Origin of the sequence: Oceanobacillus profundus (genome assembly GCF_003515705.1) — a bacterium.
Classification (GTDB): Bacteria; Bacillota; Bacilli; order Bacillales; family Amphibacillaceae; genus Oceanobacillus; species Oceanobacillus profundus.
This window is the reverse complement of record NZ_QWEH01000001.1, coordinates 531,342-544,018: the sequence shown is the minus strand read 5'-3', so window position 1 is coordinate 544,018 and position 12,677 is coordinate 531,342. Positions and strand designations below refer to the sequence as shown.

Here is a 12,677-nt window from a genome sequence, read left to right as displayed (position 1 = left end):
AATTTAAATTAAATACTATACTTAGACAATAAGTGCTTAACTACTTGATCAAGCTTTGTAGCTCTAGAGGCTTTAACTAGTAATGCAGTATCTGCACTGTATGACTTCTCGATTTCCTCAATTAAACTCTCTATGTCATCAAAGTGGAATAATTTCTCTTTCGGGAATCCTGTTTCTTCTGCTTTTTTTAATATCCATTTACTGCTGTCACCATATAAGAAAACTTTATCTAAAGTGAAGTCTATCAATGACTTACCAACTTTTTCATGGCCTTCTCGGGTGTAGGACCCCATTTCTGCCATATCACCTAATAACGCAATTTTATTAGGACTGTCAATATACTCATTGAGTACCTTTAATCCGGAAACCATTGAAACAGGGTTGGCATTATAAGAATCATCAATAAGCGTACGATTTCCTTCTAAATAATCTAATGTTAATCTACCACGTGGAAGTTCTACCCTTCCCAGACCTTCTCTTATTTCATCTGGAGTAAGACCCAGCTTATCAGCTATTCCAATAGCAAATAAGGAATTCACTACACTGTGCTCACCTAGAAGCGGTACAAACATGGCTTCACTCTTACCATTCAGAACAACCTCAAATTCCATACCCTTTTTATTGAACCTAATGTTAGTGGCCCTGTAATCCGACCCTTCTGACAATCCTACCTTTATAATTTCACCAGGAAAATACTGTGTATCGACTAACTTAGAATTTTCATCATCATTACTTAAATATAGCGTTCCTTCTGGTTTCATGTACTTCATCATTTCTGACTTCGACAATGCTACATCCTTTATAGAAGAAAAACGCTCAAAGTGAGCATGTCCTACTGCTGTTATTACTCCAATATTGGGTTGGATAACAGTACACTGGCGTTTCCCTCTATTTTTTTTACTCATTGCCATCTCTATAACAACGACTTCGTGCTCATCATTAATGTTTTTAACATGTTTCTTCGTCTGATCCACCAAGTTAAAATTCTTAGGTGACTTATATGTTTCATATTTTACTGACAAGATTGCTGCTGTAATTTCTTTAACCGTTGTTTTTCCAAAACTTCCTGTAATCCCTATTGTTGGGATATTTAAATATAGAGTTGTCTGCATTTTATTTCAGAATCCCTTCCTTTAGTCCAATTATTGATAATAAATCACTTATTAAGTTTTTTGCTAAGCTTTCTTAGAGGAGCAGTAACGGTCCAAGACTTGCTGTTCTTCAGTTGAATAATTTCGTTTTCCAGTTCCTTTATTCGCTTATCTTTTTCCTCGATGGAAGCTAAAATATCTTTTTCTTCGATGGGTGATAAAGAGCTAGTTCCCTCTGCATCTGTTACGGTTTCTTCTTCAGATGGCTTATAATTAAAGGAGTATCCGACTCTTACTCCACCCTGATAATGTTCATTCTGGACATTGCTAATAAACTTCTTGGATTTTAAAAAGTCAATAAATTGCTCAACATCTTGGTAATTACCAGCAAGAATTATTTCGTATTGGTCTGTACTAATTAAGTTCATTTCTCCATTGAATTTTAACTTATGGAAATTGGTTCTTATCATCTGCTTCAGTTTGGCCAATTCGTGATCTGATTGGAATGTAATCAGTTTTGAAATTAAGTTAGGCTCATAAGGATGGGTTGGAAGCGTAAATTTCTTCAACCTATTATTTTGCAAGTACTCTTTAACAAATGAATAGTCAAAGTAATATTTCGGCGTTGTTTCACTCAAGTATTTACCCTTCGTCTCAGGGAAATAGTAATCTATTATTGATTTTGGTATCTCATGTGCATTTCCTTTTATTGGATACAGGTGATTTCTAATCGAAGGCTTTGTGTTAATTTCCAATATGGCGTATCTTCCTGATTCTTTATCATAAATTACATCTACTCCACCTTGAATTAAACCAGGAATAGCTTGTACAGCCTTGACTAGATTTTCCTTTAAATCCTCTGACAGTTCATGGGTGGCGTCGATTGGATCACCACCTGAAGATACATTATTTTTGGTCTTTAATCTTACAAATTGATCTTTTTCTGGTATAGATTTTAGCGTTAAGTTCTGTTTGTTTAATTCCCTTTTGATTTCTTCATTGATGAGTACTTTCATATCATAAGTACCTGGAATATTAACTCTAAATTTATTCTTCTTTTTCAATAATTCCCTTATTGTACTTTTTCCATCTCCAATGACATGTGGCGGAAGTCTGCGGAAGGCTCCAACTACTTTGTCTCCAATAACAAAAGCCCGGTAATCTTCTCCCGTAATGTACTCCTCAACAATGATTTGATGATAGTTCAACTTTTCAGTCAAGTATTGTATATTCTCCATCAGCTCATCAAAGCTGTCAATTCCAGTAATAACTCCTCTTCCACCTGCACCAGCCAGAGGCTTTATCACTAAAGGAAAACTTAGATCACTAATTTGTTTCTTGACTTGGTCGAAAGCCAAACTTTTTAATAGTCTTCCTTTAGGTACTGGAACATTATGGGCATCCAACGTTTCTCTAGTGCGTTGCTTGTTCACACATATATCAACAGCATCTTTTGAAACAAGATGAGGTCTTGTATGAGTAAATTGTACCTTATTATCGTTGTTATAAATAGAATATATCGGATAGTACATTCCTTTATTATGATAAAGATTTTCAAAGGTAATACTCAGACCCCTGCGCCATGCTTCATAAGCTATTGTATAATTGCTTAGAGCATAACCATAAGCTTCTTTTGGCACTGTTCCTTCTAATTCCGGGAGCCAGTTGTGTTCATAATTCATCTAATCTACTCCTTCTTGCTATTAAATCAAGCTGATTTTTGAACTCTACATTCGCTTGTTTATTTCAATTCGTACTATTATCGATTATTCAATTTCGTAGCATAGTTATTTCCAAGCATTACTACTTTTTTTGCAAGCAGCGTTATCGGATCAATGACTGGAATATCAATACTTTTTTCATCCATAACTAAACTTAATTCTGTACATCCAGCAATTACAGCTTCTATGTCTTCTTTTTTCAATTTATCTGTTACATCTCTTATTCGATCCGTTACTTCACTAGAAGTATTTCCTGATTTTATTCCTTCATTTCCATATATAATATCCATAACTTCCATTTGTCCTGCCTTTTCAGGAACAACTATTTCTTTTGAAATATACCGTTGATATACACCTGAATGAACAGAGCCATTTGTTGCTAATAAACCAACTTTATTAAAACTTGGATATTCAGTTTGAATGTGCTCTTCAACTAAACTTATTGCATTAATAATGGGGATAGGAGAGGTTTTATTTAGTTCATTTATAAAACTGTGAGCTGTCATACAAGGTATGACAGCTACATCTGCCCCAGCATAGAAAAGCTTGTTCAAGTTTTCAATTAGCTTTGGAATAGGACTAGCTCCATCCTCTAAAATATATTTCGATCGATCAGGTATCTGAGGGTCGTTAATTATTATCATATTTACATGTTCCTGATCCGCTTCAGCTGCTGTATTATCAATTATTCTTGTAAATAATTCCAATGTCGCTGCCGGTCCCATCCCTCCAAGTATGCCAATTACTTTTTGCGTCATAGTTCTCACCTTTCGAGTAAATAAATATTACTCACACTTAAATTTATTTGAAGATCGGGATATTCTTCTTATAAGAATTTCACTCTTTACTAAAAGTTTCCATCCTTAATTATAATATTATTATCTTCCTTACGTCACTCTTCGAATATATTTACCTTTATTTTGATATTTTTCTCTAAGAATATCCATCCTTAAAATAGAGTCAACACGGGGCTAGATAATTGAATTTACTTTTTCTCCTTAACCAATGATTTAACTTCTCTTATTGGTTCCGTCCACTTCCACGAACTACTATTCAAGATATGTTGAATATCTTTCTCCACTCTATTTTTTTGTTTCGTCAAACGTTGCAAGTCCTTATTCATACTTCTTAAGGCATGTTGTACAGACTTTATGTTGTAGCTATTGTATTGCTCTGTTATTTCAAAACCAACTGTTACAGGATGCTCATGGTTCTCTTCATTTATTTTCAATATTTTAGACCCTTGTGGATACTGATCAATAGTTTTTCTGAATGCATTTACTGAATCTTTATCTGTTCCTGCAACAACAATCTCTATTTCATCGAATACTTTACTTTTCACATAACCATGTAAATTCCGGTCAAGTGCTTGCTGTTTTAACCAATTATGGAATTTATATCGTTGTACATCCCCATAAACCGTATACTTCCTAGAGTAAAGTCTACCTAACGGCGCAGGCGCTACCTCTACTTCAAGTGCAGCTCTATTTTCTAAGGGCTCTAAAACGGTTATTAAATCAAAATAAATCCTTGATTTCTCTGTATTTGTTCCTTTAGTTTCTGGAAAGTAGTAATCGATAATAGCTCCTGGAATATTTCTTGATTTCCCTTCAATTGGGAATAGCGCACCACCAATTTGTGCTGTTGGATTCAATTCAATCACAACTGCGGATGCGGTAACATCGTCACCTTCGTTCACAATAATATCGACACCAGCATGTGGAAAGCCAGGAATAGCTTTTAACGCATCGATCGCGATCTGCTTATACTCCTCTGCCAATGTATCAGTAACATCAACCGGGTCCCCCCCAGATGATACATTCGTCTTTTCCCTTAAATAGATTAATTCACCTTTTTCAGGTATACTTTCCAGAGTATAACCAGCATCCATAATAAAGTCTAAAATCTCATTATCAAGATAAATTAAACAACTATTTAAACGTGCATTTTGCTTTCTTACGAGATTTTTCAGATCAATTAACTCTTCAATCGTATGTTCCCCATCGCCAGTAATGTTTGCTGGAACTCGATTGTAAGCCGCAACTACCTTATCCTCCACAACATATACACGATATTCCTTACCAATTACATATTGTTCAACAATGACTTCATCATAATCTAATTCATGACGCACATAGTGAATTGCTTTTAATAGCTGTTCATCATTTCTAATATTTGTAACAACCCCATTACCTAAACTTGCATTGGTTGGTTTTAATACTAGTGGGTAGCCTAATTCCTTACTGTAAGCAATTATTTCCTCATTTGTTGCATCTGGTGCAAATCCTTTTCCTTTGGGAACAGGCACGCCGGCTTTTTCAAGGTAAATCTTTGTATCATCTTTTTCCGATCCTATTTCAACTGCTTCATTAGAAACGAGGTCTCCTCGTGTTCTAAAAAAGTAATGTGTTTTTGTATCCGAGCTTAATGAAAACAATCTACCTGGAGGGTTAACCCCAAAAATAATCATATCTTTGAAATGCTCGGAGTCTTTTGTATACCACTTGAGCTTCAACCCCCTTCGCCAGCCTTCCAGGGCAACCGCAAAAGCATCTAATCGAGTTTTTCGAGCATTTCTCACAATATCATTTGTAAGCTGTGGCAAACTAATTCCCAGCTGCTTCTCTTTCATTTCCATTTCCTCCTAAGTAGCATCCTGTTAGTTTTTGAATTTTTTTGTGATTGATCCTACGAGTCGAATCGGCATCGTTGCTTTCCAAGATAAACTACTATAGTACTTCCTCCGTTTCAATTCTGCTTTTTTGAGTTCACGTTCTGTGGCTTCAAGCTCTTGCTTATACATCTTCAAATCTTCAATTTGTGTTTTTAAATCTGTTTTTATTTCAAAGCCGACTTTAATCGGTTCGTAATAGTCTTCTACCTGTATTTCAATGACTTGTCCGCGTTCTTCGTCTTCCCAAAATCCATTTTTAAAATCATCTACCATTTCTGGATCAGTGCCACCCACGACAACCTCAATATCGCCTTCTTCAAGTGTCATGATATACCCGTGGAGAAAACGCTCGAAGGCTTGTTTTCTCAATCCACGATGGTACCCAATATCGAGGACATCTCCACTCACAATATATTTTTTTGTAAATAGCTTTTCTTGGGGACATGGAGTTACCGTAGTAACAAATGCATCTCTTGATTGCAACGGATCAAGCACATCATGGAAATCAAAAAATGTATTTACTTCAGCAGTATTTATTCCTTTAGTTTCTGGAAAATAATAATCAATGATTGCTTTTGGAATGTCTCTTGATTTACCTTGAATTGGATAGAGCAAACCACCTAGTTGCGCAGTTGGATTTAGCTCAATAATATAGACATTTGAATTATCCTGATGTACAATCAGATCAACCGCACCATGTTCAAGACCCGGAACAGCATGCAGTGCCTTAACTGAGGCCTCTTTCACATATTCAGGTAACTCATCCAATGCATCGATTGGGTCGCCACCTATTGAAATGTTCGTTTTTTCACTAAGTGCAACATGTAATCCTTTTTCCGGGATTGTATCGAGGGTGTATCCTTTTCGCCCGATAAAATCTTCCACTTCTTCATTCACAAGAATTGGACAACTTACCAACCGAGGGTTAAGTCCTCTTTCCTCATTTTTAATTTCAATTAATGCTTTAATAGAATTTATTCCATCAGCCGTAACATTTGGTGGAATCCGATTCATCGCTCCAACTACCTTATCACCAACAACATATATGCGGTACTCTTTTCCAGGTATGTATTGTTCTACAATTACGTCTTGGTAACCAAGATTTCCACGTACATATTCCAATGAGTGCTCAAATTCACCACTGCTAGTAATATTAGAGATAACACCTCTGCCGAAGCTGCCATCAGTAGGTTTTATTACAACTGGAAAACCTAGATGGGATGTGTAATCTACTATTTCCTCATTTGAAGCTTCTTCTGTAAACTGCTTGCCTTCTGGCACAGATACCCCCTTTTTGAGTAAGGCTTGCTTCGTCTTTTCTTTATCTCGTCCAATATCTACAGCTTCATTGGTCACTTTGTCACCTCGTGTGCGAAAGAAGTAATGTGTTCTATCTTTCGAAGTTAAAGAAAATAATTGCCCAGGTTTATCTACAAACCATGTTCTCATCTCTTTAAATTTTTCAGAGTCTTTTACATGCCATCTAAGTGTTAAACCTCTTCTCCAACCTTCAAGCGCAACAACATATGCATCTAATAAGTTTCCATGTGCATCTGAAACAATTTCATTGGAAAGGTGTGACAACCATTCTGCACGATTCTCTTCCATCTGATTTCCTCCTACATTCCACCATTTCAATCTTTTGAACGAACATCTGTTTTTAAATTCGTATAATGAATAAATTCCTTGCCATTTATCAAATCATTGGTTAATCGACCTTGTGCTTCAATAAAATAATCTCCTAGCCATTTATCTGTCGGAATATCAAACTCATCGTAATTGCCTGGTTTTGGTGTGAATTCTCCAAACACCAATCCTTCATCAGACCTTAGAAAATCGATTCTTATAAAAGGAGAAGGTATTTCAGCACTAATCGCTGTAGCCATCTCAATTTCAGCATTTGTTACACCTTTGCCTTTAAATAAGCTTTCATCATATTTTCCAGTTCCAATTCGTTCACCTGATGCTGTCCACCAGCAATGCTTTATTTCCGGGTAGCGTACAATTTCTAAGATGAGCGCTACTTTTCCATAAAAACAATAAAACTTAATATCGCGGGCAGGTATTTTTTTATCTTTGTCTTCCAATATTAGTTCCTCGAAGAACCATTCATTATTGCTAACTCGACCGGATTCTATGTCTCTCTCCATATTTTTCCTTAAAACTTGCCAATTAGCAATTGTCTTTGATTGTTTGATATCTATTATATCATTATTATTATAAACGAGATATACACCGCGAGCACCTGCTCCATCATTAGGTTTGATTGCTATCCCATTCTTTTCAGGTATTTCTTCTAATGTGTACGTGCGCTCTGAAATCTCTGGTGTTCTTATTTTTAATCGATTCATAAATCGGTATGCAACCTTTTTATCATCCAGCAGCATTTCTGGTAATGTTCCCAGCAGCTGATGCTCCCGCATGCGCATATTTAGACTGGCACGGTAAGAGGAAGCCGGTTTTAATGAAATCTCTTCCTCTGAAAGCCCTGACCTGATCATGAACTCTGGAATATCTTCTACTTTTAGCCCGGAAAGAAGCTTTGGATAAACAAGCTGTTTGTATGCCTTCTTCTCATGCATAAATAAACGAGCGGCTGCCTTTAACAGATAATTGTAATTTTCATCATACGTTTGCTTTCGCTCCATGACCTCTTCCATTAACGCTATTAATGTGCCTTCGTCCTTCTTTTCCTTTGCCATTCTCCATAGACGATTATAATCTAGCTTCTCAGATTCTAATTTAAGCGTGTTTATTATTTCCTTGGCAGCATATAATTCATGACGAATAGATTCAACCTCGTTTTCTAAATCCATTATTTGTGGATCTTGGCTTGCTTGCAATACGTTACGAATCGAAGCTGTTTGTTTCCATGTCTTGCTTTTTTTTATATGCTGTATCTGTTTTTCACTATTTTTAATATCAGCTTCTGCCTTTTTAATCGCTGCTTCTGTTTTAATCAATCGTTTGATTAATTCCTCATTGTTATGTTGCTTTTCTATCGAAACAGCGTTTTTTTCCATATCAAGCTGATTATCATTACCTTCGATCATCCAACCATCCACCTTTGCCTTATTCCAGTTTAAATGGATTCTCATCCACCAACCAATTTTCTATAAAGGATGCAAATGACATTTGATTCCATGATTTTTCACTCATCCAGTTTTCAGTGGATAATGGAATCGATTTTAATTCTTTACGATGGTTTTCCAACAAGTTATAGCGGACTTCCTCACTAATTGGGTACCACTTTGCTTTTGTGTGCGTATATTCTTCGATATGCCTGGAGCACCTTCGAAGATCGTAATTTTTATCCCCCCTATTTCCAGGAGGCTGGTTAATAATAATTCGAACAACTTTTGCATCTAGATTCGGTACATATCGTTGCTTTTCCTCAAAGATAGCAGGATCGTTCACAATTAAAATGTCACAGGAAATCCGTTCTCCATATACGAGCATTTGTACAGAATCGCCATCAAGCAGTTCTCTGATAGAATGATCTATTGCTTTTGGCATTTTCAAATCATATTGCCCCATTTGAATCAGCCCTGTTCGCATACCCATTTCTTGTAATGCCTTTATTTGTAGAACGATATATTGATTTGGCTTTGATCGTAAGTCCGAGATGAAGACGATATCGAAATGTCGCTTTCCGAGTTGTTTTTCTTCCCTCTCTGGCCACATCGGCTCTGGCACGGGATACCGTTTTATTTCGGGTTGGATAGGCATGTAGAATGTGTCTGTTTGATTATGGTAAAACCGATAACTTTCAGCATACTCTTTGCGTGCCCCCATTAAAAATCCATTGTACCCAAAAGCAGAGCTTGCAGTTAGTGAACCAGATGATTGCATTGGAAATGATAATGGTCCTGTTTTTAAATCCACTACAGCTTCTTTACCGAAGACAGCAATTAAACGATTTTTAAATTCACTGTCTGCCGCGAATCGGACTCTGTCCCAATAACCAACCTTTTCAAGCACAGGTTCCCTCCTAAACATAATCGATGACATGTTTGAGAAAATATATCTCCCTGGCATACCTCTTCGATAGGGCTTAAGTTCTTCTGTCAGTCGTGCATGCTCAGAGGTGTTTGCAATGATATCTTTCTGTTCCATTAAGTGATTCATTTGTCTTTCAATCTTTTCTGGATGCGACCAATCATCCGCATCATTAATCGTTACAAATTCGCCTGTTGCCTGTTGTAAAGCAATGTTACGAGCTATATAGGGCCCGCTATTCTTTGGTGTAGTGAGCTGTTTTACTCTTTCGTCCATTGTGGCATATTCCGCAATCACTTTTGCTGTATCATCTGTACTGCAATCATCTACAACCAATATTTCAAGGTTGTCCCACGTTTGGGCCAGCATGGATTCAACCGCTACACGAATTCCCGATTCAGAATTATAAGCAGGAATGATAATCGACACTTTCGGCCCATCTGCTGCATGCTTCCTTTGAATCGGGTTGGTTCTTAATCTATAATAAGCACCCGTGCCAGCATCAGGTGACAATGTAATCTCCTGTAATTCGTATAGAGCTAAGCACTTATTGATCCACTCAATTCTACCTTCAATCGTTCTTTCTAAATTCGCTGCGGCTACATACAAATCTGCATGTTTATCTGAAACGAGCAGATTTGTAATAAGTCTCATTCCCTTTTCTTGTTCACCTAGGAGTTCATAGCTCTCAGCCTTTAGTATCGCCGCTTTTCTGAGAGTCTCTTGGTTATTCTCTTTATCCATTGAAATAGCAATATATTTAAGAGCCATGCTTGCACTATCTTTCGTAAGCTTATTCGCATACCATAAGGCTAGCTCCCAAGCGATTGCTTTTTTCAAATAATTATTATCGGTAGTTACGAGCAATTGTTGTAAATCGGCTAAAGCTTTTTCAATAAACCCTAAATCGTATAGATGCTTTTTGTATTTTTTCAGTTGATTTTCGGCATGTTTTCTTTTATATGCTTTGCTGTAGACCTGCTTGATATTCCTTCTGCCTAATGCATAGGCTGGAATCGATCTAATAAGGGATTTCCCTTCACGTTTATACTTTGCCAGTTTTTTTATCAGGTGCTGTGCCTGCATAAATTCGCGCTTATATTCCATTAAACTCTGCTGCTTTGCTTTCTTTTTGGCTAATTTTTTTTCTAAGTCTGCTTCTAATTCAGCCAATTGATCAGCTAATGCCGTATTCTGTTCTTCGGGCTTATTCATTTCAGTTTGTTTTTTCATCATATACCCAGCTCTTCTCCCATGCATGTTCACTGAAGTTGATTTCACCTGACGCTTCTGTATGATGTTCTATCAAGGCATTCTTGATTTCAAGTGTTGCGGGATACCAGGTTCCCGATTGGTCAAAGTATTGCTTTAAGTGTTTTAAACAATTAGAAATATGATAGCCTTCATGGCTTGGTAATTCGTCCACAATAACATCTAATGACTTTGCAAAAACAGTGGGTACGTACCTTTGATATGCTTCTAAAACAATCGGATTCAAAATCATTAGCTTATCTGTTTGTATCTGTTCACCATATACAAGCATTTGCAATCTATCTTCATCAAGCATATTGCGAATGGAATCATTTATTGTTTTAGATGGAGCAACATTGTATTGATTGATTTGCACGAGACCAATTCGTCCGTCATTTCTCGCATAAATTTCCTTAATGTAGCTGATTTGCTCCTCATTAATTATTCGGAAATCCGTCGCAATTACAAGATGAAAGAAGCGTTTGCCGTCCGTTTTTTCCTCTCGTTTCGGCCACATTGGCTCTGGAACTGGAAAAACTCTGGTTGTCATTGGAAAAGGATAACGCAGTGTCTCTGCTGTATGATGATAATACTCCAAAGCTTCTACATATTCTTTTCTTACACCCATGAAAAAGCCGTTATATCCAAATGCAGAGCTCCCTGTAAGCGATGTAACGGACTGTCTTGGTAATGATAGTGGACCTGTTTTCAAATCAACATAGCTATTTTTTCCAAATACTTTAATCAGTCTTCGCTTAAATTCACCATCTGCCGCGAATCGTACACTGTCCCAGTAGCCAACTTTTTCAAGAACTTGCTTGCGTCTGAACATAATAGAAGACATATTTGGGAAAATATACTTGCCTGGTGTACCTCGACGATATAATTTCAGCTCTTCTTCCGTTAACCTTGAATGCTCAGATGTATTTGCAATGATATGCTCATGGTCAAGCAAATGTTTAACCTGTATCTCTATTTTTTCCGCATGTGACCAATCATCTGCATCATTAATGGTGACAAAATCTCCAGTTGCATGGTCTAACGCAATATTTCGAGCAACATATGGTCCACTGTTTACCGGGGTTGAAAGAGCTTTTACGCGTGAATCCTTTTCTGCATATTCAGCGATAACTTTCGCTGTATTGTCCGGACTGCAGTCGTCAACAGCTAGAAGCTCAATATTTTGCCATGTTTGCGAAAGTATCGATTCAATAGCAACCCGTATACCTTCCTCAGCCTTAAATGCTGGCAGTATGACAGACACCTTTGGCCCATCCTCAATTTTCCGATCCAAAGCTATGGTTTGCAGGTCATCATATACTGGCGAGCGATCTGTTTGTGTAAATCCAATCGGTTGTAACTTATATAACTCCATTACTTTGTTGACCCATTCCATCCGTTTATCAAGAGCGTCTTCTAAATTAGCAGCTGCAAGATAAAGGTCTGCATGTCTCTGAGTCGAAAGCATGCCGTTAATAACTTCTTTGCCTTTTTCTAATTCATTGCACATTTCATGACATTCAGCTTGGACAATAGCAATTCGCCGTAATTGGTCCGCATCATTCTCGCCATTTTTAGCTGCTGCAATATATTCTAGTGCTTTTCCAGCACCTTCTTTTGTATATTGATTTGCGTGCCACAATGTTAGCTCCCAAGCGGCTAGGCGTTTTAGCTGTGGATCTTTTATGTTGGTATAATAATCTTCTAATGCGCCAAGCGCTTTTTCTGTAAACCCTAGATTGTACAGATGATACTTAATTTGTTTGAGCTTTTGTCTCTCGGCCTGTTTTCTTCCAGTTATTATTCGTTTTATTTGCTTCTTCTGTTCCTCTGTAAAAATGTCCGTCAGAGCCTTTCGCTGCTTTTCATTTAAAACGGTATATACAACCCAGTCAACAGGGGCTAAGACTACCTTTTTCATTACACGAATCACTTCTTGTC

General features: G+C 37.1%; 8 protein-coding genes. All 8 read right to left on the bottom strand.

The genetic code is table 11. From position 1 onward, the window contains the following. Window positions 1-8 precede the first annotated feature (8 nt). The 8 genes from D1B32_RS02485 to D1B32_RS02450 all read right to left on the bottom strand — a co-directional run bounded on the left by D1B32_RS02485 (window position 9) and on the right by D1B32_RS02450 (window position 12,669). Window positions 9-1,112, bottom strand: coding sequence for a UDP-N-acetylmuramoyl-tripeptide--D-alanyl-D-alanine ligase (locus D1B32_RS02485; RefSeq protein WP_118888534.1), 1,104 nt, complete (start codon window positions 1,110-1,112; stop codon window positions 9-11). A 44-nt stretch (window positions 1,113-1,156) separates the two neighbouring features. After that, the gene (locus D1B32_RS02480) at window positions 1,157-2,773 is read right to left on the bottom strand and encodes an ATP-grasp domain-containing protein (RefSeq protein ID WP_118888533.1); all 1,617 of its coding nucleotides are present in this window, start codon (window positions 2,771-2,773) and stop codon (window positions 1,157-1,159) included. Between the two features lie 77 nt (window positions 2,774-2,850). After that, window positions 2,851-3,570 (bottom strand): cysteate racemase, encoded by a 720-nt coding sequence (gene cuyB / locus D1B32_RS02475; protein WP_118888532.1) that lies wholly within the window; start codon window positions 3,568-3,570, stop codon window positions 2,851-2,853. Window positions 3,571-3,797: 227 nt separating this feature from the next. Continuing rightward, window positions 3,798-5,444: an acylphosphatase gene (locus D1B32_RS02470; protein ID WP_118888531.1), complete on the bottom strand. Its 1,647-nt coding sequence runs from the start codon at window positions 5,442-5,444 to the stop codon at window positions 3,798-3,800. 27 nt (window positions 5,445-5,471) lie between these two features. Continuing rightward, window positions 5,472-7,094, bottom strand: coding sequence for an acylphosphatase (locus D1B32_RS02465; RefSeq protein WP_118888530.1), 1,623 nt, complete (start codon window positions 7,092-7,094; stop codon window positions 5,472-5,474). A 26-nt stretch (window positions 7,095-7,120) separates the two neighbouring features. Then, complete coding sequence (locus D1B32_RS02460; protein ID WP_240033703.1) at window positions 7,121-8,539, bottom strand: ATP-grasp fold amidoligase family protein; 1,419 nt, start codon at window positions 8,537-8,539, stop codon at window positions 7,121-7,123. 19 nt (window positions 8,540-8,558) lie between these two features. Then, window positions 8,559-10,721 (bottom strand): glycosyltransferase family 2 protein, encoded by a 2,163-nt coding sequence (locus tag D1B32_RS02455; RefSeq protein ID WP_187393115.1) that lies wholly within the window; start codon window positions 10,719-10,721, stop codon window positions 8,559-8,561. Next, a complete protein-coding gene (locus tag D1B32_RS02450; RefSeq protein ID WP_118888528.1) occupies window positions 10,702-12,669 on the bottom strand; it encodes a glycosyltransferase family 2 protein in 1,968 nt (655 codons plus the stop codon). Before D1B32_RS02450 ends, D1B32_RS02455 begins: the two co-directional genes overlap by 20 nt. Between the last annotated feature and the right edge of the window lie 8 nt (window positions 12,670-12,677).